The sequence below is a fragment of the Variovorax sp. YR266 genome (assembly GCF_900107295.1).
Taxonomy (GTDB): Bacteria; Pseudomonadota; Gammaproteobacteria; order Burkholderiales; family Burkholderiaceae_C; genus Variovorax.
Window position 1 is genome coordinate 141085 of the sequence record NZ_FNPM01000009.1, and the last position, 22751, is coordinate 163835.

Sequence of the window (22751 nt, forward strand, 5' to 3'; positions counted from 1 at the left end):
CCTAGCTGATAGTGTTACCTCTCTCGAAGTGCACAATCAGCCATGGTCACACTTTCAGCCCCTAAATTTGACGCGAAAGCTCGCGCGCGTCGCGTGGAGATTCTTGGCGTATTCGGATCAGGAAAAACCACTTTGGCGAAGCGTTTAACGGCCGCTTCAGGACGACTCCTCCCTGAAGACCACGAGCGCAATCCATTCTGGGGTGACAGTACCTCGATTGCAGCGCTTGGGTATCTTGGCTATGACTTGTCTTTTCTGTTGCAGCATGCGCACCTCGTTTCGACAGTCCCTAGTGACACGATTGCTTTCTGCGACTGGTCGTTCGAAACGGACTGGCTTTGGGCCTCATTGAGGTTAGCTGATGATCTTCCAGCCTACGAGGCGATTCGTGCCCTCGTGCTGGAAAGGCTAGGCCCCCCAACCGGATACTTGTTTCTCAGACAAACTCCGGAAATCATCGTTGAGCGGATTGAGCGCAGGTCACGTCCCACCGAAGACTCGTTCCGGCAATATGTTCGAAGCGCATGCATGCATCTTGACGAACTCACGAATAAGCTGCCGCGCGAAAGACTTCTTGTGGTTGACGACCATGTTGACCCGACAGCGGTTCATCAATGGTTAGATAGCATGCCTGTGGAAGAAGCCCCATGACCGATGTCTCACGTGCGGCAGCCTTGGAGTTGCTAAAGACGTACCGTGTTGATGGCTCTTGCCTCTACATGGTTGGCACGTTTGACACAGGGGTTACGGTGTTTAGTCAGCAGGTTCGAGCTCTAAATCTCGCTTGGTCTGCGATTGAATCAGAGTTGCTGCCTGCGTCAATTTCCGCAGACAAAAACTCATCTACGAAGCGCAAGAAAATTGCGATCGTAGGGGCCGGTTTTGCTGGCTTGTCCGTTGCCGCAAGTTTGCTTGCAAAAGGTGTTCTAGCTGAACTCACCCTATTCGAACAGCGCGACGCTCTACTTCCACTACAGCAAGGAAGCGATTCACGGTGGCTTCACCCAAGGATCTACGACTGGCCGAAGACGGGTAGTCAAGCGAGCGTGGCGATGCTTCCAATCTTGAACTGGACAGCGGCGCGTGCTTCTGACGTGGTCGTTCAGGTGCTTGCTCAGTGGGGAAAGATAGTTCACGCGTCGAGCAACGATTCGGTAAGGCTCTATTGCAATGCGCGGCATTTGCAAATTCACGAGACACCTCGTCCCGGTAAGCGTTTACGCATTGAGTGGGTTGGTGAAGAACGCGATCCCGCTGACGGCGCCGCGCACAAAGGCAGAATCAGTTTAGCGACAGGGATGTCGGATGATTTCGACATGGTCATTCTTGCGGTTGGCTTCGGGCTTGAGCGCGATGGAGTTCTTTCTTATTGGCGCAACGAGACCGTTGGCCAGCCGAGCCTAGACGAGCCACGTCGGACTTATCTGGTTTCTGGACAGGGCGATGGAGCGATGATTGATCTTCTTCGGGTCAGGATCTCGCAGTACAGACAAGATCGCATTTTGGAAGAAGTTTTTGCAGGCCACGACCAACTCCTATTTGCCGTACAAGCGCTGCATCAAAAATTTGCCTACGACCTCCATAAAGCAGGCTTATTTGGTGCCTTTGAGGCTCTCGGCACAAAAAGCAAGACCAAGGTTGAGTTTGAGAGCGCATGCGAGCGACTCAGACGCAGATTGCGCCGAGATACGGACGTCATTCTCCGGCTGCAAGTCAAGAAGCTATCGCAGCTCTTTGACCCGAAAACTTCTCGCATCTCATTCCAGAACAAGTTGCTTGTATATATGCTGTACAAGTGCGGCGGCTTCGTGCCTTCTACATTCGATGAGAAAAAGCTAGTCCAGCAGCATGGGATCCCCGAAAGCCTGGTGATTCGGCGGCACGGTACCTATCGCGACGAGCAGCTGGAGGACATGCTTTCCGAGACGCTGTACCAAGCGATCCAGATGCGAAGGGGTACCGCTCGCCCTGATCCCTTCTCTCAGATTGACAGACCTTGCTGGCCGGGCGGCTACTTCGATACGCCTGGCCCGAGCAAAGAGATTGGCAAGATTGGTGACGATCAACGATCTCATTGGCGTAAAGAATATCTGCCTGGTCCAACTGAGATGCTCGCTACCGCTTTTTGCTCCGCAATTGCTGGAGCCATTCTCGTACGCCACTCAAAAGGCCGTTTGAGGGTGACAATTCATCGGGCAATGGTTTTTGGATCAGAGGAATTGCTTCAACAGGCCTGTGACTATCAAGGCACCAAAGATGCCCGGGCTCAACAATCAGCGGCTGGACGTACCTTCCCTGCCGAAAATGGCACTATTGGACAAGCCTACTGTTGCCGTCAAATAGTTCGTTCAATCCGCGACATCGACTCGACCAAGTTGAACGCGTCAATGGAACCACTCAAGCTGCATGAGGCCTCACGCCTTATGTCGAAGAAGGTTGGGTTTGTACTCGCGATTCCATTACTCGAACCAGAATCAAGGTCATCCCATACGGCTCCTTCACCGGTTCTTGGTGTGATTTACATCGACAGCACCGCACCGAAATTCTTTATCGATGACAAAGAACTGAAGCAGATCGTGGCAATGACTGAGTCATTTCTTGAGGCTCTTCAAAGGGCTGCCATTGCGCCTGTTGACAGAATTAGAAATATTCAACTTGCCGAGTTGGCCGACACCACAAAACCAGCGCAAAAACTTTCAAACAAAGTGAAGAACGTTTTAGAACTGGTCACGACAATAGATCCGCCGAGAGTTGATATTCCATTGCAATTGAACTTTGATCATTCCGACTTCATTCCGATTCACAGCACAGATACAAAATGAAGGCACATGTCTTAAAAAGCTGGCCGAAATTTTTTGGGCCGATCGCAGCGGGAATTCGTACGCACGAGCTGCGACGCCGAGACCGTGATTTTCATGTTGGAGATCAACTTGAACTACGGGAGTTTGATCCCGCCACGGGTGAATACACGGGCCGAGTTTGTTATGCCTTAGTTATGTCAATGACCTCGGCCGAAGAGCCATGTGCGGTCTCCGAAGAAGCACTTGATCCACACTTTTGCATTTTGAGTGTCCGGTTGATTGATCGGTGAAGTAGCGGCCTTGCGCGCTTCAGGCCATGTGTGAAATTTGCAGCGAAATACCGCGCAAATTCGATGAAACGGACCAAGACCTTGATGCAGATCGGAATCTAGATTGACGATGCATCCGACCCTGCTTAGATCGATATCTGAGCTTTGTATGGACACTCTGGCAAGATCAAAACCATTCTTAGAGGCAGGCGAATGTTCAAGCTTCCGAATTGAACAATGACCTTACCATCCGAAGAAATCTTCCAAATGAAATTCAAAGAGCTGAAAAATGCAAAACAAAATTCGATGCAATCATTTATCGCATTGACGCCGAAATGCAAGTTACAGCAAACTTTTAATTCCAGAATTCCTTAGATTATATGGAATTTCACGACATTTTACACGGCCACATTCACTTCAAAGCAGGCAATGAGCTCACCATCCTGCTTCATGATCTGATAAATAGCCCCGAGATTAATCGTCTGCGCAACATGCGCCAAATGAACTTCGATGTACCTTTAATACAGGAGTTAGGGCGCTCTCGTAGGCTGCCACACTCTATTGGAGTGGCGCATATTTCGATTGGACTCGCAAGGAAAAGCGGATTAAGTCAGCGGGAATCGAAAATCCTGTTGGCGGCATCAATTCTTCATGATGCGGCCATACCGCCGTATGGCCATTTAGTTGAATCTGAATTCAAAAATGTGACGCCTGACTTCAAGCACGAGAAGCGTGTTGAAGAGTTGATTAAAGGAACTATTAATGACGAAAACCGGTACATGTCAATTGTGCCAGGCAAAGCGCTGCAGGTTTCAAATATTCTAAACAAGCACGAGATAGATATTGATCAGGTTATCAAGGTCATATGTCCTGCAAAAGAAGGTAAGAGCCCGATATCAGCAGAAATAGATCTCGATAATATAGATAACGTGCACAGAATGGCAGCCATGCTTGGCTGGCCAGGTGCTCGCACTAACGCTAGAACGATCATAGATGGAGTGAGTCTTCGTGGACTCGGCCCCATGGCCTTTTCCAAAGACTCTCTATCCTCATTGGAAAAATGGCTAGATTATCGGCAGCGCATTTATACAATGATCATTGCGCATCCAGAGTGCATTCCATATAACGCGCTACAGACAGATCTTGTAAGAATCGCCATAAAAAATAAGATTATTTCCCCAAGCGACTGGTACTTAAGCGAACCCGTGTTTGAAGAAGCGCTTCGCAATCAGGAAAGCTCAAAAGCTCTGGCCGATCAATTGATTTCAGGTTGTGATTATCAGACAGTCGACTATGTGTGGGTTAAGAATTTTAGCACCGAGAAAAAGCTCAATAACACTCAGATCACAGAGCATCTGTCGCAGAGCACAGCCACATTTGCGGAACATGGATATTTCGTCTGGAATGAAAAGGGACTGATATCCCGAAAAGTCAATATTGATGGCACCAACTGGCAGGGCCAAGAATTGGGAATCAACTCAACGAGCTGCATGATTGCGCTCGTCAAAAAAACGGCTGGGAAGCCTAAATGGACGAAAGCCATGTCAAACAAATGGCGGAGAGACGTATTAGATGAATTCGCCAATCTATTCGGCGTTCGCGAATTCAAAGTCGACTTTCCGGAGACTTACACCGGTGAATTTTTTGACCACGAAAATAATGAAATACGAGCCGACTACTACTGACAACGAGTCCCTAGCAAAATTGAATGGCATAGACTGGTCATTCCCCAATCTTTCCAACTCCGGACTTCATTCGTTTCATTGGTATCCTGCGACATATTTGTCGGCAATCCCGGGGACAATAATCCCTCATTTAACGTCTGCCGGTGAAACCATCCTCGATCCATTTTGTGGCTCAGGAACGACGGGAGTCGAAGCGATTAGACTGGGGCGAAATTTTATTGGTATCGACACCAACCCCGTAGCCCTGCTAATGACGGAAGCAAAATTGAAGTTTGCGAGTCCAAAATCAATGAAGGAGGCCTTAGAGAAAGTGACAGAGAATTCTCAGAGCCTTTTTAGCAAGGCATCTCCGCGCAAGCATCCCAATCAAGTTGAATTATTGAGTTGGTACCATCCTCAAACGATGGATGCATTAAATAAGATATTAGATGCGATCCTTTCGATTGAAAATCGCCTTACCAAAAGGTCTTTGCTTTCCGTGTTTTCCTCAATTCTCAAGAATTGCTCATCTCAAGGAAAACACTGGGGCTGGGTTTGCGACAACGTCAAACCCAAGGCCACAGAAGTTATTTACAAGGATGCCATTTCCATATTCTCAAACTCCGTCAATGAGTTTGCGAAAGTGTCAGATATAGCGTTTAGAGCTTCTCAAATTCACACCCCAAAGATAACGCGAGAACGCATCAGAAAGCAATCCACTCTTATGAGTGGCGACTGCATTGAGCAACTGAAGAATCTTGAGCCAGAGTCAGTCGATTTAATCGTTACTTCGCCTCCGTATTATGGAGTTGCAGATTATGTGAAATCTCAGCGATTGACTTATCTCTGGCTCGACAGGGACGAGCTGGCCGATGACATGCTCGGATTTAGGGAGTTCGAAAGACTTAGATCAATAGAGGCCGGAGCTCGATCTAATCGACATAGGAGAAATAGCCATGAACTATATATGGCATTCATGGCCAATTTTTTTGAGGAATGCTTCCGCGTTCTGAAGAATGGTTCTGCCATGACCCTAGTTGTTGGCGAGTCTCCATCGCGCGCAGGGACAATTGAAGAACTAATTGCCTCAGCATCTGCAAAGGGATTCGTACTAAAGTCGCGACGCGGGCGTGATATAAGATCAAATCGCCGACGGCTAATGGCAAAAGTTAAAGGCGAAGATATTCTGGTATTTTCCAGCTGAGATTATTAATTATTAAATGATCGAGGCTTCGATGGTCAATATTGTGAACATCTGCGATGGAGTCTACCGAAACGATGGTGCATGTGGGCCGGAAGAAATAGACTACAAAGAAGATCGACTGTATCGCTTCATGGACAAGTTCTATATACGGTGCAGCACCGATGAACTTACTCCTGTTGAAGTCTCGGAGCTTTGCCGAGAACGAGCCTTACATCCCGAAGTCATTTCGAGCGCAAACGAAGATGTGCGAAACTTATTTAAGTCCTTGATCGATAAACTAGGACCGACAAGCTTTTTAGAGATCGGCGCCGGAAATAATCCGATTCTTCAAGAACACGAGTCAGCAGTACGTAATATTTCCTACGTTCGATCCGATGCCGATCCCGACCTCACGAATGGAAAGCATGTATTCTCTGGGCTGAGTTCAAAGCTGACACATCCAAGTGATCACTTTCAAATGGCCGCCGCAGTTTTTGTTTTACATTTCCATTTCTATGTCGATCAGATTGCCGAGCTATACAGATGCATTTCTCCTTCGGGGATTTTTATTGCTAACGTTTACCGACGTAGTCCAGAATCTCGAGAGGCACTGGCTAATGTTCTCAGAAAAACAGGATTCTTTTTATTAATCGAACCTGATCCTCGAAGTCTCTGTAGAGATCATCAATACTGGATTGCAGGCAAAGACTCGGGCAAAGTCCAAGAAGCCTCCATCGTTTTACTGGCCCTCATAAAGAGTCAAACCTCTGCCACTTAAGGAAAGTACGGTTTGATGAAATCGTCGATCCTCCTTTTTATTTCTTCGATTCCTTTGTCGTTGTTAATTACGTAGCTCGCGCTTTGAAGGAGGTTCGCGACGTTCTCTTCGCTTCGAGCCAGAGAGAGATTATTGAATTGACTCTGCGTAAGAAGGGCATCCTTTCCTTCATGAGCCAATGAAACGGCTCTAAGGTATCGGGCTTCATCGCTAGACTGCAATCCCAGCAATTTGAAAGAAGGTTCCTGAAAATATACGTCGAGCTCTTCTTTGTAACGGATGCCGTCTATTACGATCGGGGAATCGTATTCTTCTTTAATGCGAAAACGAGCAATCACCTCATTTCCGAGCGTGCTAAAGATCGCATCACCGAGCCTTTTTAGGTTATCTCTGCTTGGCTGAATAGCCAATTTTCCGGCAATATCTCGCAAGATGTCTGAATTTGAGGCGAATTTATATCCGTATCGCTCCGCCAGATAAGTACTTGCAGTAGTTTTACCTGAGCGAATGAAGCCGACGATGCCAATTATTTTTGGAAGCATGGGATTAAAATCGTTATTGCCAAAATACACGAAGAGTAAATTAGCAAAAGAAAAGCAATTAACACATTACCTCTAAGGGTCGGCATTCTCTTGGTGTTCTTTCGCGACTCTTCAGCAGGGAAAATTTTAAAGACATAGTGCTCCCAAGCTTTTGCGCGATTGAACAAAAGGATCATAGCCATCAATGCGATGTCGCCGGCGAATGCCTGTGTGGGATGTTCAGCAATAGGGGCCGCGCAATACACTAGGAGCGCGCCGACAGCGCAGAGCATCGAGATCGAACAGTAAGTCAATACACCGGTGACGTGGTCCCATATTTTCCCCCACCATCTATTAGGCTTTTCTTTCTGCGGACTTTTAATAACGTCAACAATATAGTCCCAAACCGCAAAGATAATGAATATCCAAAACAACTGCATTGCCTCAGGCTTCGCTGATGATGGAGTAAGATACGAGGCTATTGTTTTATCTTTTGCATAGGAAGCGAAATCCCCTTCGGCAGATTTTGAAAGGGAAAAATAGAGAGTGACTAAAAGAACTTCCATCAAGAATGTAATAAACTTGAGGGAGAAAATTTCATTTATATCCTCCAAATGGCCCGCCGCTTGCGATTTTGACCACATTACCCAACTAACTGAGAGCATTAGAAGTGCCAACAGGGAGTGCGTTGCTACTGAGAGCAATGCCCAAATGTGAGCCTGAGCATTTGTATATATCTGCCCCGGCCATAACGCAAATTTCCAATTGCTTGTTGCAACAATGAGTAGTTCGGAGATCTGCTGGGCAACTACTGAAACGGCAAATGCGAAGAGCATGGCGATGAACGTTTTCTGTAAATCGCCCTGCGACACTTTTTTCCTCTCCGGACTTGTTCCCTCGCCTATTGGTCCGCTCGTTTCAGACATCGTTTCCCTCCAGTTTTTGCGATTACTAAGCTTGCGCCACCAATGAAGCCAGTCGTGGCGCTTTCCCATTCATTTGCGGTGGGCTGACGTCATGTTACGCCCGCTGTCCGCCATGACCTTCAACGTGCCTGCGTTATGGAATGCAGATTCCTGATGGGTCGCCGCCTGTGTTGTCGTGGCTGAGGCCAGTTTTTCGCCTGTCGCAGGACTATTAGCTTGGGTTGATGCACTCAGCGTCAGTTGTAGCCAACCAGAGTTGGAAGGCGCCACTCGCCACAAGCGCAGCGGCAGCCTATCCCCCACGCTTCCGCCCTACCCCAACCCACTCTCCTGCAACAACATCTCCGCCTCCCGCGCCAGATCCGCAGCGATCCAGAGCATGCGGTCCCGGTGCATCTCCCCTGCTTCCTCGAACCACCCGTTGCCGTCGCCGTAGCAACACCACAGCAGCGAGTTCAGCTGCGCCAGTTTGATTTCAAGAAGTGCCCTTGCCTCGTCGCTTGTCCGCGTGGCGGGTTTCGACGGGCCGCGTGTGCGGCGACGGGAAGATTGGGGCGTAGAACGCCCGGCCATAATTCGCTCAGCCATGTGGTGTGCTCCTTGTAGAAGATTGGCACGTCATGTGGTCAGACGGCCAGGGTGTTCACGCACCCTGGCCGTCGCCATTTGTGCCTCACGTTCGCACCAATGCACGAGGGCATCGGCAACCCGCCGTGAGGCAAGGCGGTTCATTCACTCATTCAATCGGTCGTCTTGGGGTGTTCCTTTTGCGGTGGATCCTCGTCGCCCACAGGGAGGGGCGACTTGTCGATGGGGCATTCACTGTAGAGAAGCGAAGCCGCGCAAGGGAAAAGATTTCGTCGAGGATTTCTCGAATCGAAGAGATATCTGCCGGGGCGCTGCGGCGAGACACAAAGCAATGACAGTCGGGCGGCTGTCACTCGCCAAAGCGGCTCGGCACGGCGCAAAGGCAGCGTACTTTTCGTGCCGGGCACAATCTGCGGCATGTCGACCATCACTCTGCAGATTCAGGCGCCAGCACGGCTGGGCCGCTGACGTGCGCAAGAGTCCATTTGCCCCAGGCGGCAGTGCATGCGAATCCACGAACTGAAACAACGACTCCGCGAAGCCGGCGCGGGCCCCAGCCACGAGCAGCGCATCTTGCGGCTGTGGTCGCATGCGCTGCCCCGCAACAGCGGCAGGCGTCTGCCGGGCACCTTCTTTCCGTCGTCGCTGCTGGAGGCCCTGCCCGCCATCGAGGCCGAGCTTTCGGGGCTGGCGCGTATCCACGCGGTGCACCCCGGCGCCGATGGCTCGGAGCGGCTGCTCGTGGCCCTCGCGGACGGTCAGACGGTGGAGAGTGTGTTGCTGCCTCGCGATGGCCTGTGCGTGTCTTCGCAGGTCGGGTGTGCCGTGGGGTGCCAGTTCTGCATGACGGGCCGCGACGGCTTGCTGCGCCAGGTAGGAAGCGCCGAGATCATTGCCCAGGTCGCTCTCGCGCGCATGCGCCGGCCGGTGCGCAAGGTGGTGTTCATGGGCATGGGCGAGCCGGCCCACAACCTGGACAACGTGATGGAGGCCATCGACCTGCTCGGCACGGTGGGCAACATCGGCCACAAGAACATCGTGTTCTCCACCGTGGGCGATCCGCGCGCGTTCGAGAGGCTGTTGCAGCAACGCGTAAGGCCTGCACTGGCGCTCTCGCTGCACACGACCAAGGCTGAGTTGCGCAAGAGGCTCCTTCCGCGCGCGCCGGGCCTGACGCCCGAGGAAGTGGTCGATGCAGGCGAGCGCTATGCGCGAGCCACCGGCTACCCCATTCAGTACCAGTGGACGCTGCTGGAAGGCGTGAACGACGGGCAGGATGAAATCGACGGCATCGTGAAGCTGCTCTCCGGCAAATACGGCGTGCTGAACATGATTCCGTTCAACGCGGTGGATGGCGTGGCGTTCAGCCGCCCATCATGGGAGCGCTGCGAAGAGATTGCGCGCACGCTGCATCAGCGGGGCATTCTGACGAAGCTGCGCAATTCAGCCGGGCAGGATGTCGACGGTGGCTGCGGTCAGCTGAGGGCGCGTGCAGCCGAAGTGCGGGTAACGCTTCATCGAAGGGCTGAAGACTCTCGTTGAAGGCGGCCTGCGCCCTCATCTCAAGTGAGGGAGGCCACCCAATCCCAGACCTGCCCGGGCGCCTCGACCATCACGTTGTGGCCATGCGGGCCGAGGTCGCGCGCATCGGGGTCGAGGGAACGGGTTTGCTCCATCGTTACAAGCGCGTCGTTGCCTCCGCGGGCTAGATGGATGGGGCAGCGCGCAAGGGTCATCAGCTCGGACAGCGGTGGCTTGCCTACGGCGTTGGCTCCGGGGTCCATTGCGAGGCGCCAGCCGTCGTTGTTGTCGTTGTGTGCGATGCCGCGTGCGACGACGGGTGATGCTGTGGTGACGATTCCCGCGAGGCCGGAGACCTTCAGGTATCTGTCCCACGCTTCTGCTTCCGTGGGGAAGCTCTTGGCAGGCTGGGATGCCAGCGTCTCCATGCGGCGGAGCTCTTCGTCGCTCCACGCGATCTTGATGCCGGCTGCGAAGACGCGGTGCGGGGTGACGCCGAACCAGCCCGTTGCCAGGGCGAGACCTATCACTCCGCCGAGCGAGTGCCCGAGAACGACGAGGCGACCCTCTGGGTGGATGTGCGGCAGCAATGCACGCCCAACGCTTGCTGCATATTGGCCGATGGCATAGGAGTCTTGTCGATCAGATTGGCCGTGGCCGGGCAGGTCGAGAGCGAGCCAGCGGCCACGCCAGCGAGCACCAGCCTCTGCGCACATGGGCGACCACACGGCGCCTGTTGCGCCCATGCCGTGCAGCATGAGGAGGAGATCTGGGCCTTTGCCACCTTGTTCTGTGTACATGTGCGCTGTCTCCGTTGTGCTTTTGACGGCGCAAGAATACTCGGGGTGCCCCTCAGCGCAGACCTCGAATTTGAGCGAGTCGGGCGAATTGCCCTTGCGCAGACGTTCAGGTAGAAAGTGCGGACCATTGCCAGCTGCCGCAAAGCGCTGGATCGCCGCCTCTGCCATTGAAGCTGGATGCCCACACCATCGCGCAAAGCAGTGCTTTCATGACGCAATACGGTCCATCGCGCCGCGCGGTACTGCTTGGTTTAGCCGCGTGCTCGGCACTGCGGCCGACGACAAGCAGTGCCCGTTCGCTCTGTGACGAGCCTGCCAGTGACAACGGCCCCACCTTCTCGCAGACGGGGCCTCGTGCGGAAGCATTCGGTATCAAAGAAGGTTTCCCCGTCGCTGATCCCTTGCTGCGTGGTCAGCCAGGCGAACCTCTGGACATGAAGTACCGCGTCGGTGCCTTCAGTCACTTCGATGACCAGTACCGCACTCGCCGGGTTGCTCGCGCAGCAGCCCCATGGTGCTTTGCCTATGCGGTCACCGATGTTCGCTATCGCTACAAGGGTGCCGACCAAACCATCGAGGACTATCTGGCACGGCACCCGGTCACCGGTCTGCTGATCGCCAAGGATCAAACGATCCTGCAGGAGCGCTATCAGTACGGCCGGTCGGACCGCGATCGCCTGTTCTCGGGTTCGATGGCAAAGAGCATCACTGGCCTGCTGGTTGGCCTTGCCGTCGCGGACGGGTCGATCAGGTCGGCAGACGACGCAGTACAGGGCTATGTTCCGGAGCTCCAAGGCACGGAGTACGGCAAGACTGCTCTGCGCGACCTCCTGCACATGTCCTCTGGCGTGAAGTTCGGCGAAGAGGCCAACGGCGACCAGGATCTTGATCGATTGTGGGGCGGGATGGTCCTCGGCCACCGCTCCTGGATCGACAGGCTGCTCGGCCGTGGAGGAGCACAGCGCAGCACCATCGACACGATCTCTGCCTTCACCCAGCGCATTGCCCCGGCCGGGACTGAATTCCACTACTCCAGCATGGAGCCCGCGGTGCTCGGCCTCGTCGTGGAGCGTGCGACCGGTCGCACCCTGTCTGACTACCTGCACGAGAAAGTCTGGTCTCAGATAGGCACCGAGGCCGACGGCGCCTGGCTCGTGAACGCGCAAGGCAGCGAAGTCGCCTGGACGTTCTTCGGCGCGGCTCTGCGGGACTATGCACGTCTGGGACGGCTGCTCGCGCATGACGGAAAGTGGGAAGGCAGACAGATCATTCCGGCCCAATGGATGATCGAGGCAACGACAACGCGCCCGTCGGATCGCTACCTTTCCCCCGGAGTATCTGGCCCTCAAGCCCTTGGCTATGGCTACTTGATGTGGCTGCTTCCCGGTTCGGGGCGCCAGTTTGTCCTTCTTGGCGGGTACGGCCACCGCATCTTCATCGACCCGACTGCCAAGCTGATCATGGTGCAGACCGGTGTCGATGGCTCGATCGATCAGAGCGACGAGCCTGCTCGTCTTTGGGCGGCAGTGGTGAGCAAGTTCGGTCGCTGAAGCAAAGGATGGGATATGAGACGGCGCCAGGTTGCTTCATTTCTCGGCGGAACGGCACTTGCTTCGCTCGTTGGGTTACCAGCGTTCGCCGACCCGCCCAATGGCTGCGGTGCTCCAGGCGTGCGAGACGATGGGTGGCCTTGCGGGCGGTCGCTGGAATGACCGCCAAATCGTTTCCAAAGATTGGATCGAGACCTCGACGACATCAAAGATCAAGGCGACGGACGATCAACAACTGCAAAAGCAGGCGGCGATACAGCGGGCTAACCGTTGTGCCGCCAAACCCCTGGTGACACGCCGTATTCCCGCTTGAAGGCGCGGTTGAAGGCCGCTTCCGACTCGTAGCCGACGCCCTCGGCGATGCGCGCAAGGTTGACCTGGTCTCTGCGCAACATGCCTGCGGCCAGGATCATGCGCCAGTGCGCCAGGTAGTGCATGGGCGGCGCGCCCACCAGCTCTGTGAAGCGGTCCGCCAGCACGCTGCGCGAGATGTGGGATTCCTGCGCAAGTGCCTCCACCGTCCACGCGCGTGCGGGCTCGCCGTGCATCAGCGCCAGGCAGCGGCCCACGTGGGGGTCGCGCAGGCCGGCCAGCCAGCCGGGGTTGTTGGCGGGCATGGACTCGATATAGCCCCGCACCACTTCCGCGAACAGCAACTCGGCCACCTTGGCGACCAGCAACTCCGAGCCGGGCGCTCGCGCGGCTGCGTCGCCCAGCACAAAACTGACGGATTGCTCGATCCACGGCCCCGCCGGCCTGCTGCGCAGCGCCGTGATGAAGAGGCCCGGAAGGTTGGACATGACGGGGTTGGGCGCATCGCCTTCGTACGTGAGCCAACTGCACACGAGCACCGTGCGATCGCCATCGCCGCCGTAGCGAATGCGTTGTACCGCGGGCACCTGCGGGCGCACGACATGTTCGACGTCCACGGCTGCGTGGCGCAGGTGGCTCCCCAGGACATGCGGATCGCCGTGCGGCACGGCGATGACTTCGCCGGCGTTCACGCGAATCGGCTCTGCCCCCTGGAGTTGCGCCCAGCACTGCCCCTGCAGCACCAGATGGCAGATGGCAAGGCGTGGAGCGCCGGGCTTGAGCACCTGGGCCATGTCCGAGCCCTTGGGGACGTTGAAGCACCAGGGCGCGCGCATGTCTCCGTTCAGGAACAGGGCGCCCTCCAGCCGGATGGTCCGCAGCACGTCCGACAGCACGTCCATAGTCACCTCTCGAGCAGCAAGGCCGGGGTTTCGGTCAATAACTCCGGAGGGGCGGTCAAACCACGGGCCTATCGAGTCGGCACCATGGGGCCTGGTCGCTTTTGGCCGATTCTACAAACAGGAGTATTAATATGCCCAAGTTCGTAATCGAAAGAGACATCCCCGGCGCCGGCAAGCTCACGCCATCCGACCTGAAGGCCATCTCGCAAAAGTCCTGCGGCGTCCTAAGCAGCATGGGCACCGACATCCAATGGATCCACAGCTACGTGACGGGCGATCGGATCTATTGCGTCTACCAGGCGACCGACGAGGACCTCGTGCGCCGGCATGCCGAGCTCGGCGGCTTTCCGGCCAACCGGGTAGACCGGGTGTACAGCGTCATCGACCCGGCCACAGCCGAGTAAAGTTGAAGCCTCTGGTGGAGATCAAGCGGAACAAGCAGAATTCCGCCACGAATGACTACCCGGCAAGGTCGAATTTTCTTCTTTTCGTTTGGCGCAGTCCTGGCCATCGTCGGTGGCTTGATGTGGCATTGGGGCGAGCCGGCCGGCCTCTGGACACTTGGGCTGGCCGGCTGCGCGTGTATTGCCGTGAGCGCCGTGCTTTCGGATGCCCTCTTCGAAAAGACGATCAAATTCTTGAGCCTGTTCTGGTAGTGCCAATCGGCCAATACCCAACATTCATCTTGCCGGCCAGAAGAAGCATGTTTATGCGATTTCTCAAGCTGTTCCTTTGCGTCGCAGGTGCTCTCTTCACCGGAGCCTTCATGTTTCTCCATGGTTTCAATGCATGGCGCAATGGAGAGATCGTTGTCAGGCACAAGGGGAAAGAGCCGTTCACTGCAATGGCTGAAGGCCCCTTTCCCATCACCTTCGCGACAGAAGTTTGGGGGTGGATGACTATCGGGGCAGCACAAGAACCATCGGACCTCCGGTTCAGTAACGGAATTTCTGTGAGTCTCCGACGAACACGACCAGACACCTGGCGCACAACCTCAACGAGCCACCATGAAACGCATTGCCCTGGCTGCGATTGACGGATACCAACGGTTCATATCGCCATACAAGGGCTTCAGTTGCGCTCATCGGGTGCTGACGGGCGGAGCTTCGTGTTCGCAGTTCGCAAAGCGGGCCATTGCCCGTCTCGGGATGAGGGGCGGCGTTCTGGTCATCCTGCGCCGCTTCAGTGCCTGTGCTGCCTCGGCGCAGACCCTCTCGAACTCTCAAGTGCAGGCAGCCGCTACGCCGCCGGAAGCACCCGCGGAAGCCTGCCCGCTTTGGTCCCGTTGGGGTGCGAAGAAAATGTCGGGGTGCTGGGCATGCTGCGCGTGCTGGCCTGGCTAGACGAACTTGCAGCCAGAACCAGATAGGTGCAATGTGTTCGACGTTAAGTGCACTTCGATTCTGGCCTCCTCGATGCAGAGCTCGTCTCCGATCTGACCACCTGCTATTCGTGGCGAGCTTCGCACGCAACGAAGCCCTGTCTCACGCAATCGGCATCCGGGCGCGCATGAGTGGCCATTCCGGGGTGGAGCAAAATTTTCCCTGGCCGCCTGGCAGTAGACGCCCAAGGCAAACGCCGGGTGCCCTGCATAGACACTTGTGAGAATCCACATGATTCAAATGAGACAACCCGAAGACGCGCCCCACGCGTTTCAAGCCGCCTGGAACAACCACGACATGGAGTCCCTCGGAGCGCTGTTCCATGAGGACGCGACGTTCGTGAATCGGTTCGGGCACTACGTGCGCGGCGTCGAGGAAATCGTCAAGCTGCACGCGCCCATTCATGCAACCATCTACAGCGATTCCACGCTCGAGAACGAGCTGATCGACGTGGTCGCCATCAGCGACGGCGCGGCAATCATTCACTTCTGGAGCCGCCTCACGGCCGGTGCGGCTCACCCGGCGGGCCCGCACGCTGTCGACACGCTGATCCTTGCCGTGCTGACGCGGCAGGCTGGCGGGTGGCGAATCAAGGCGCTCGAGAACGTCACCCTGACGATTCCCCGCACGGGAGCAGCCGTGTTGAGGGACGAGCAGGGTTCCTGATCGAGCAGACAATCGAAGAAGCTCAATTCGACTTCACAGCCACACCATGCCCCGCCTCGACGACCCCCTCCACGACGCCGAAATCGGCTCCCGCGACAGCACGCTCGACACCACCCGGATCGACGACGTGCGCATCGGCGCAGTTCGTCCGCTCATAACCCCTGCCCTGCTGCAGGAGCGCGTGCCCGTGCGCGACAACACGCTGGCGCTGGTCGAAAGCAGCCGCAAGGCCATCGCCGACGTGCTGCACGATCGCGACGACCGGCTGGTGGTGGTGGTCGGTCCATGCTCCATCCATGACCACGACCAGGCCATCGAATACGCACAGCGTTTGAAGAAGGTCGCCGATTCCCTGCAGGACGACCTGCTGATCGTGATGCGTGCCTATTTCGAAAAGCCGCGCACCACCGTGGGCTGGAAGGGCTACATCAACGACCCGCACCTGGACGGCAGTTTCGCAATCAACGAAGGGCTGGAGCGCGCGCGGCGCCTGCTGCTCGAGCTGACGACCCTGGGCCTGCCGACCGGCACCGAGTTTCTCGACCTGCTGAGCCCGCAGTTCATTGCCGACCTGATCGCCTGGGGTGCCATTGGAGCGCGCACCACCGAGAGCCAGAGCCATCGGCAACTGGCGTCAGGCCTGAGCTGCCCGGTCGGCTTCAAGAACGGCACGGACGGCAGCGTGAAGGTCGCGGCCGACGCCATTCTTGCGGCGCGCGCGCCGCACGCCTTCATGGGCATGACCAAGATGGGCATGGCCGCGATCTTCGAGACGCGCGGCAACGACGACTGCCATGTGATCCTGCGCGGCGGCAAGGCTCCCAACTATTCGGCCGCGGATGTCGCGTCCAGTTGCGAAGCATTGCTGGCGAATGGCCTGCGGCCGCAGGTCATGATCGATGTCTCGCACGGCAACAGCAGCAAGCAGCATCAGCGGCAGATCGTGGTCGCCGAAGACGTGGCGGCGCAAATCGCGGCTGGCGAGCGGCGCATCACGGGCATCATGATCGAGAGCCATCTCGAGGAAGGACGGCAAGACCTGAAGCCCGGCGTCGCGCTGAAGCACGGCGTGTCGATCACCGATGCCTGCATCGGCTTTGCCCAGACGGTACCGGTGCTCGAGGGGCTGGCTTCGGCGGTGAAGGCTCGGCGGCGCCTGTCGAAGGCGTGAGGCTGCGGGGGTGTCCGCTTGCCTGCGGGCGCCTTGACCTCAGAAAAGTATCACCCACTCGCCGCGCAGATACCGATACGTGTAGCTGGGGCCCGAGAAGGTGGTGCTGCGGCTGTAGCCGGCGCCAAAGCGAAAGACCTGCGATCCTCTGACTGGGCTTTGCAGACTCAGGTCCAGCAGTCTTGTTGGCTGATTCAAGTCGTGATTGATCGTCTCGTTGCCGAGCCCTGCCGTCAGAGCGGCAGTCCATCCCTGGAAACGATGCCGCCAGCCGACCGCCAGCATCGACTCGCTGTAGTTCTTCGGATTGAAATAGGCCCTGTCCACGTCCTCATGACTGCTCCGGTACGTTCGATAGCGCGCTTGCAAGGTCAGCCCCAGATCGAGCGATGGTTGATAAATCAGCCGCAGGCGGGCGTGGTCACGTCGATTGCTGTCGGAAAAAAACTGCTGTCCCAGCAGCCCCACGAGGGTCACGTGGCTTCCAAGCCCTTGGTCCACGGCAACCCCGACAAACGAAAAATCGATTCCGCGGTCCAGTGATTTCGGGGTTTCCACCCAGTCACGCGTCACAAGAAACTCCACTGCCGTGCTCTTTGTCGGCGACATGCGGTAGCTGCCGTCGAGCGTCAGCAGCGTGTGCCCTCCCTGCTCGAACAGGCCGGCCTCCATTGCCCCTCCATCGCCGGTTCTGGTTTCGATCGAGCGGGCCAGAAATGAGATTTTCTTTCCGGCTCTTTGCCAGTTATTTTGACGGTATTGATAATCGCCGAGCCGGAATCCGAGAAAGCGATCGGCATTTTCAAAAGCAGGAAAAAACTCGACCGACACTCGCCGCGATTGAAAGTTATCGCTGTCGTTGGTCAGATAGAAATCCGTGCCGAAAGCCATGTTTGTTGTTTCTTCTTTGCTTTTTTCCTCCGCCCCTTCGCAGGGAGAGGCCAGAAAAACAAATCCCGAAGCAACGGCGGCAAAATATTTCAGCGCGTCGATCATTTTGTCCCCCAGGATTTAGGCCTTCTGAACAGTTCATCCAGATATCCGAGAACACTGGCCGGCTGCAGCAACAGGCTATATAGCAATACGTAGAAAAAGAAACCCTGAACATTCTTGCGCACGACCAGCCCCGTTTTCTTGAACGTCCGGCGCTCGATCAAGAACATCAGGAGGCTCAATGCAAATGCAGCCGGTATCAGCGCGAGAGTCATCGGACCCACAATCCAGTAGTAGCCGAAAAGGGCCATTGCCAGCCCTGGTATGAATCCGATGGTGAACGCCAGGTCCAGCCACGGAAAGAGCAGGTTCCAGTAAATGAAGAATGTCGACAAGCGGGGCTTCAGGAGAATTCCCGGGTGCTTGATAAAGGCTTCCGTCATGCCGCGCGCCCATCGCTGGCGTTGCTTGACCAGTTGCTTGAGGGTGCTGGGCACATTGGTGAACAGGCACGCGTCCTCGCAGTGGCCAACCCTATAGCCGGCTTTCAGCAGGGCCCACGTGAGCACGATGTCTTCTCCCACGCACTCAGGCCACCCGCCAACCTCCACCAGCGCGGCCCGGTCGTAGACAGAAAATGCACCTTGCGCAACCAAGGTGCCCTGGAACAGCGATTGCACCCGCTTGATTGCAGCAATGCCGTGGAAATAGTCCCACTCCTGGCAACGGGTAATCCAGTTCTGCCGCGAGTTTCGAACCAGGATTTTTCCCGCGACGGCCCTCGTATTGGGCGGGTCAGCCAGATAGCGCTCGACAATACTGGCCAGCGCGCCTCGATACAGGAAAGAATCGGCATCAACCGTGACGACCAGATTGTGCAGAACTTCCTTGAACCCGATGTTGAGGGCGCGGGCCTTGCCTCCGTTCTTTTTCAGATCGACGAAGGTAAGCCATGGATATCGATTCTGGACGCGCTGGACAACAAGAGAAGTGCCGTCGGTGGAGCCGTCATTGATCACGATGACCTGCAGCGGGCCAGGGTAATTTTGCCGGTCGATGCTGATAAGAGTTTCCTCGATGGAGGCTTCCTCGTTGTACGCGGCGACCAGCATGGATATCGCAGGATAAGCGGACAAAGAAGGATGCGACGGCCTCTTGTCCAAAAGCAGGCTTATGGCCATGAATGCATTCATGAAGCCCGGAATAATGGCAATGCCATAGACCAGAAAAATGGCCAGCGCGGCGCCGACGTGGTATTTCAAATCGGCCAGCCAGAGTTCGGCGGCCCATATTGAAAACCCCATCCAGGCAATTGCGCCAATCAATGCAATAAGGAATTTCCCCGATACCGGTAGATAAATCCTTGATCGCGGCGCTTTTTGGCCATCTTCGTTCATATCACCCTCGATAGTTTCGGGAAACGTAACACTGATGAAACGCTCCGAACAGTCTGTTTACACCTTTTGATGCACTCCAACAACCATTAGTCAAGAAACCATGCCCGCCCGGCTCCGATGAAGGCTTCTATTTGTATCTGAGGTAGGCTGCGGAGACCTTGCGCGATGTCAATCGATCGCACGCAAACGCGTCGCAGCGCTGGGGGGTCATCGGATCGCACCGCTTCGACAACCGCTCGTTGCATGGTGATGCATCAGACCAATGCGAGCGGTTGACGCCTGCATTCGCCCATGGCTACATTTCCCTCAAAAGCTCTTGGGGAGGCCACGTTGCCCAGACATGTCTACTTCGTACTCGCCTTCATGGCCATCGCAGTGCTCGCAGGCAACCTGACCGCAACGGTCGTCGTGTTGCGCAGCGACTTTTATTCGCCACTGCAACGACGACTTCAGTTGGCTCTGGTGTGGTTGATTCCTGTGATCGGGGCGGCCTGCTGCGCAAGTTTCGCATCCATTCACAGGCGCGCAGTTCCCAAGCCCGACAAGAGATTCCCGGGACCCGACTCCTTCGATCTTCCCGGTGGCGAGGCCAACGGTCTTTGAGACTGGCGGTGCCTTCCTGCCAGCACTGGCGATCCAGCGCGCAAGGAGCGAATGAAGATGGGTAGTTTTTCGATGGAGCACTGTGCTCTGGCGGCTTGCGTACAGCAAGTGGCCCAGCATGCCCGAGCAGTCCTGATGCATGCCCGTGTTTGCTGATACCCAGGCCCTGCGCGAATCGCTGCGCAAGGCCGGGCTGAGCGACTACGCCCGGCGCATCGGGGCCTCGGTGCGGCCCGTGGTGATGTTCGTTCGCCGCCAGGAGAAGGACGACACGCTGCCCGTCGGCACCAGCAAGATGGCCGGCAACCCCGACCTTCCACCCGATGCGCCGTGGCCCATGCGCCCCGCGCTGGCCGCGCCCGAGCGGCATCTGGCGCAGCTTCGCAAGCAGATCGAGGACATCCGGCACCCCAAGCCGTCGATGTCCGCAAGCGATGTCGAAGGGCTGCTGCAAGCGATGCGCGCCAGCGGCGCCACCGAGAAAGACCTGGCGCTCATGCGCGACGCACTGCGAGGCACCAAGCGGCGCGACCCGAAGGTCGATGCGAGCCGCATCGCGTGGCTGCAGGCTCGCATGGCCGCACTGCAGACCGAATTTCCACTAGCCTTCATCGCGCAGCTCGACCTGGGCCAACTGTCCGCGCTCCCCGGCTTCGATCCGAAGCTGCCGCGCAGCGGCGTGCTCTTCATCTTCATGGACGCGATGCGCGACGACGATGTCAAGACGCCGCTTCACCACGTGTACTGGCACGACGCACGGCCGGCCGCGCTGCGGCGCCGCGAATGGCCCGTCGAGCTCCAGCGCTGGAACGACCGCTGGTCTTCCTACGGCCATCCTGCAAGCCCCGAAGAAGCCTGGTCCCGTCTGCCGATGGCCGACCGGCTGCTGCCGCATTCCGGCCTCAGCGTGCCGCATCACTGGAAGACGGCCCTGCCGCAGCACAGCAGCAAGGCGATCTGGGCCTGGTTCCAGGGGGCAGACCCGCTGCAGCTGTCGCCCCACCTGCCTCCAGGCGACACCGCGCACGGCGGCAACTTCGGCGATCGGCTAGGCGGCTGGCCCGACGACATCCAGGGCCACGCCGAAGATGACGTGGACCCGGCGGGCGGGCACATCGCAGTGCCCGGCCAGACGCCATGGCGGCATCTGTTTTCGTACGGCGGTGAATACCATGCCGGCGCCCGCCGATCGGATTCCGTAGCCAGTGGCGACGGCAACCATTTCCTCATGATCCGCGACGAAGACCTCGCGCAACGCCGGTTCGATCGTGTGCGCGATACCTACCAGTCGACCTGAGCACCACGGAGGCAGGATGGCTGACAGCAAGAAACGCCTGTTCTTGAGACTCATGGCAATGCCTCTCGCCATGCTTGGGCTGTCCCCGCCGGCACCCGCAAAGCCCGTGTCGGAAAACATGCAACTGATGGGCACCAGCTACGGCCCAAGCTCGGATCAGCAAGCGGCAAATGACGCAGTCATGTTGTGGAAACGCCGTGACCGAGCGACCTGATCTCCGAATAGGCGACGGCACCGTGTCGAAGACGCGGAACCCGCCTGAAGAGTGCCAGGCCGGAAAACTTCCGCGACCTGGGCCACGGCTATGCGACCGACGGCACGACTGTGTGGTTTCTTGACGAGAAAAAGGTGCTCGAAGGCGCGGATGCGGCCACCTTCACCGCTCCCGGCCCTGGCGAGCCGCATGTGCCCGGCCGCTGGTGGTGGCACCAGCTTGCGGGCGAAGCGGCGGGCAACAAAGGCCCGTCGCCCTAGGAGGCCGTCTTGCTCGCTGTTTACGACGGGTCGTAACCCGGCGCCGAGCTGATCTCGGTCGGCTTGTAGATCTTGTGCTGCGCTACCCCGCTGCCCGCATCCGTCACCACCAGCAGCCGCCACAGCGGCTCGCGCACCGAACACGCGCTCTCTTCGCTGCTGAGCTTGAAGCTGGGCACCCCGGGCGCCGTGCCCTTCACCACGACGCGCAGGAGCGTCTGCCCCTTGGCGTTCGAGACTTCGAGGTCGAAGCCGATGTTCTGGGCGATCACGCTCTCGGCCTTGTAGCCGTAGCCGGTGAAGTGCTTCGTCACGTACTCGATGGCGGCTGCGTGCACTTCCTCGGGCGAAGCCTGGCCGGTTGCGACCGCTGCCGCGGGCTCGGCCACCTTCGGCACGCTGCCGCGCGCCTTCGCGGCTTGCAGGTCGGCCTCGGTCGGAACCCAGCCGCGCGGGCCACGCACCAGCACCGCAAGCTTTTTCTCGGGCTCCCAGGTGGCGACGTGCCATTCGTCGTCGTCACGCACGCGGGTGGAAACCTTGGCGTCCTTGTTGCTCTCCAGCTCGGCGATGGCGATGCGGTTGGTCTGCAGCACGGCGCGGAAGCCCTGGCCTGCATCGAAGGTGCGCTTGAGCAATGCAAGCCGGTCCTTGGCACGCTGCACCTGCTGCGCGTTGCGCGGGCCGCCGCCAACGCGATGCTGCGTATCGAGCGACTCGATGCAGAACCAGCGCCCGCCCGAACCGACACTCACGAACTCGCCCCAGATGGTGGCGATGACGTTGTCGCCGGTCGCCAGCCAAGCGTGGTCGAATGGCTTGTCCCGCGCGTCGAACACACCCATCTTGGCGACGATCTCGACCGGCGTGAGCCGTGGTCCTTTGAGCCGCATTTCGTCGATGACGGCGAGTACGTGGGGTTCGACTTCCTTGTCCATTCAGTGGAATTCTGGTGAGTTTGAGGGGGGTGGGAGTATGCCGCATCGCTTGCCGCGCCCACCGGGACAGGCGCG

Annotated in this window: 25 protein-coding genes; 17 read left to right on the plus strand and 8 right to left on the minus strand. The window is 57.1% G+C overall.

The window, feature by feature from the left end:
• Positions 1-42 precede the first annotated feature (42 nt).
• The 6 genes from BLW48_RS35045 to BLW48_RS35050 all read left to right on the plus strand — a co-directional run bounded on the left by BLW48_RS35045 (position 43) and on the right by BLW48_RS35050 (position 6695).
• Positions 43-651, plus strand: coding sequence for a nucleoside/nucleotide kinase family protein (locus BLW48_RS35045; RefSeq protein WP_143047767.1), 609 nt, complete (start codon positions 43-45; stop codon positions 649-651).
• A complete protein-coding gene (locus tag BLW48_RS23235) occupies positions 648-2822 on the plus strand; it encodes a Rossmann-fold NAD(P)-binding domain-containing protein (RefSeq protein ID WP_143047768.1) in 2175 nt (724 codons plus the stop codon). Before BLW48_RS35045 ends, BLW48_RS23235 begins: the two co-directional genes overlap by 4 nt.
• Positions 2819-3091 carry a DUF3850 domain-containing protein gene (locus BLW48_RS36080; protein WP_093177717.1) on the plus strand — a complete coding sequence of 91 codons (273 nt, stop codon included), beginning with the start codon at positions 2819-2821 and terminating at the stop codon, positions 3089-3091. The genes BLW48_RS23235 and BLW48_RS36080 overlap by 4 nt, the downstream gene beginning before the upstream one ends.
• Before the next feature lie 359 nt (positions 3092-3450).
• Positions 3451-4755, plus strand: coding sequence for an HD domain-containing protein (locus BLW48_RS23245; RefSeq protein WP_093177718.1), 1305 nt, complete (start codon positions 3451-3453; stop codon positions 4753-4755).
• Positions 4706-5938, plus strand: a complete 1233-nt coding sequence (locus BLW48_RS23250) for a DNA methyltransferase (RefSeq protein WP_177142388.1) — start codon at positions 4706-4708, stop codon at positions 5936-5938. The genes BLW48_RS23245 and BLW48_RS23250 overlap by 50 nt, the downstream gene beginning before the upstream one ends.
• A 16-nt stretch (positions 5939-5954) precedes the next feature.
• Entirely contained in the window at positions 5955-6695 is a 741-nt protein-coding gene (locus BLW48_RS35050) for a hypothetical protein (RefSeq protein ID WP_143047769.1), read from the plus strand.
• Here BLW48_RS35050 and BLW48_RS23255 read toward each other — a convergent pair.
• The 3 genes from BLW48_RS23255 to BLW48_RS23260 all read right to left on the minus strand — a co-directional run bounded on the left by BLW48_RS23255 (position 6692) and on the right by BLW48_RS23260 (position 8730).
• Complete coding sequence (locus BLW48_RS23255; RefSeq protein WP_093177721.1) at positions 6692-7237, minus strand: AAA family ATPase; 546 nt, start codon at positions 7235-7237, stop codon at positions 6692-6694. The genes BLW48_RS35050 and BLW48_RS23255 overlap by 4 nt on opposite strands.
• Positions 7222-8142 (minus strand): hypothetical protein, encoded by a 921-nt coding sequence (locus BLW48_RS35055; RefSeq protein ID WP_143047770.1) that lies wholly within the window; start codon positions 8140-8142, stop codon positions 7222-7224. The genes BLW48_RS23255 and BLW48_RS35055 overlap by 16 nt, the downstream gene beginning before the upstream one ends.
• Before the next feature lie 312 nt (positions 8143-8454).
• Complete coding sequence (locus tag BLW48_RS23260; protein ID WP_093177723.1) at positions 8455-8730, minus strand: hypothetical protein; 276 nt, start codon at positions 8728-8730, stop codon at positions 8455-8457.
• 504 nt (positions 8731-9234) lie between these two features.
• On the opposite strand from BLW48_RS23260, the gene BLW48_RS23265 reads away from it, so the two are divergent.
• Entirely contained in the window at positions 9235-10272 is a 1038-nt protein-coding gene (locus tag BLW48_RS23265) for an RNA methyltransferase (protein WP_093177724.1), read from the plus strand.
• Positions 10273-10292: 20 nt separating this feature from the next.
• Here the strand turns inward: BLW48_RS23265 and BLW48_RS23270 are convergent, their stop codons facing one another.
• Positions 10293-11051 (minus strand): alpha/beta fold hydrolase, encoded by a 759-nt coding sequence (locus tag BLW48_RS23270; RefSeq protein WP_093177985.1) that lies wholly within the window; start codon positions 11049-11051, stop codon positions 10293-10295.
• Positions 11052-11218: 167 nt separating this feature from the next.
• Here BLW48_RS23270 and BLW48_RS23275 point away from each other — a divergent pair, with 167 nt between their 5' ends.
• The gene (locus BLW48_RS23275; RefSeq protein ID WP_093177726.1) at positions 11219-12601 is read left to right on the plus strand and encodes a serine hydrolase domain-containing protein; all 1383 of its coding nucleotides are present in this window, start codon (positions 11219-11221) and stop codon (positions 12599-12601) included.
• Positions 12602-12864: 263 nt separating this feature from the next.
• On the opposite strand, the gene BLW48_RS23280 is transcribed toward BLW48_RS23275, so the two are convergent.
• Entirely contained in the window at positions 12865-13815 is a 951-nt protein-coding gene (locus tag BLW48_RS23280) for an AraC family transcriptional regulator (protein WP_093177727.1), read from the minus strand.
• Between the two features lie 131 nt (positions 13816-13946).
• Between BLW48_RS23280 and BLW48_RS23285 the strand changes: the two genes are divergently transcribed.
• The 5 genes from BLW48_RS23285 to BLW48_RS23305 all read left to right on the plus strand — a co-directional run bounded on the left by BLW48_RS23285 (position 13947) and on the right by BLW48_RS23305 (position 17034).
• A complete protein-coding gene (locus tag BLW48_RS23285; protein ID WP_093059083.1) occupies positions 13947-14219 on the plus strand; it encodes a DUF4242 domain-containing protein in 273 nt (90 codons plus the stop codon).
• A 51-nt stretch (positions 14220-14270) separates the two neighbouring features.
• Positions 14271-14471, plus strand: coding sequence for a hypothetical protein (locus tag BLW48_RS23290; protein ID WP_093082438.1), 201 nt, complete (start codon positions 14271-14273; stop codon positions 14469-14471).
• A 351-nt stretch (positions 14472-14822) separates the two neighbouring features.
• Positions 14823-15158, plus strand: a complete 336-nt coding sequence (gene yidD / locus BLW48_RS36085) for a membrane protein insertion efficiency factor YidD (RefSeq protein WP_093059081.1) — start codon at positions 14823-14825, stop codon at positions 15156-15158.
• Between the two features lie 279 nt (positions 15159-15437).
• On the plus strand, positions 15438-15863 hold the full coding sequence (locus BLW48_RS23300) for an SgcJ/EcaC family oxidoreductase (RefSeq protein WP_256330884.1): 426 nt from the start codon (positions 15438-15440) through the stop codon (positions 15861-15863).
• Positions 15864-15909: 46 nt separating this feature from the next.
• Complete coding sequence (locus BLW48_RS23305) at positions 15910-17034, plus strand: 3-deoxy-7-phosphoheptulonate synthase (protein WP_093177729.1); 1125 nt, start codon at positions 15910-15912, stop codon at positions 17032-17034.
• A gap of 39 nt (positions 17035-17073) precedes the next feature.
• Here the strand turns inward: BLW48_RS23305 and BLW48_RS23310 are convergent, their stop codons facing one another.
• Together BLW48_RS23310 and BLW48_RS23315 are read right to left on the minus strand one after the other, a co-directional pair.
• Positions 17074-18030 carry a porin family protein gene (locus BLW48_RS23310; protein ID WP_093177730.1) on the minus strand — a complete coding sequence of 319 codons (957 nt, stop codon included), beginning with the start codon at positions 18028-18030 and terminating at the stop codon, positions 17074-17076.
• The gene (locus tag BLW48_RS23315) at positions 18027-19364 is read right to left on the minus strand and encodes a glycosyltransferase family 2 protein (protein ID WP_093082430.1); all 1338 of its coding nucleotides are present in this window, start codon (positions 19362-19364) and stop codon (positions 18027-18029) included. The genes BLW48_RS23310 and BLW48_RS23315 overlap by 4 nt, the downstream gene beginning before the upstream one ends.
• 291 nt (positions 19365-19655) lie before the next feature.
• Between BLW48_RS23315 and BLW48_RS35060 the strand changes: the two genes are divergently transcribed.
• From BLW48_RS35060 to BLW48_RS35460, 4 genes are all read left to right on the plus strand, one after another.
• Positions 19656-19967, plus strand: a complete 312-nt coding sequence (locus BLW48_RS35060; protein WP_143047771.1) for a hypothetical protein — start codon at positions 19656-19658, stop codon at positions 19965-19967.
• Positions 19968-20106: 139 nt separating this feature from the next.
• Entirely contained in the window at positions 20107-21264 is a 1158-nt protein-coding gene (locus tag BLW48_RS23320) for a DUF1963 domain-containing protein (protein ID WP_093177732.1), read from the plus strand.
• Between the two features lie 16 nt (positions 21265-21280).
• Positions 21281-21478, plus strand: coding sequence for a hypothetical protein (locus tag BLW48_RS35455; RefSeq protein ID WP_093177733.1), 198 nt, complete (start codon positions 21281-21283; stop codon positions 21476-21478).
• A gap of 110 nt (positions 21479-21588) precedes the next feature.
• Positions 21589-21738 carry a hypothetical protein gene (locus BLW48_RS35460; RefSeq protein ID WP_177142389.1) on the plus strand — a complete coding sequence of 50 codons (150 nt, stop codon included), beginning with the start codon at positions 21589-21591 and terminating at the stop codon, positions 21736-21738.
• Positions 21739-21758: 20 nt separating this feature from the next.
• On the opposite strand, the gene BLW48_RS23330 is transcribed toward BLW48_RS35460, so the two are convergent.
• Positions 21759-22676 (minus strand): DUF3883 domain-containing protein, encoded by a 918-nt coding sequence (locus BLW48_RS23330; RefSeq protein ID WP_093082420.1) that lies wholly within the window; start codon positions 22674-22676, stop codon positions 21759-21761.
• Positions 22677-22751: the final 75 nt, after the last annotated feature.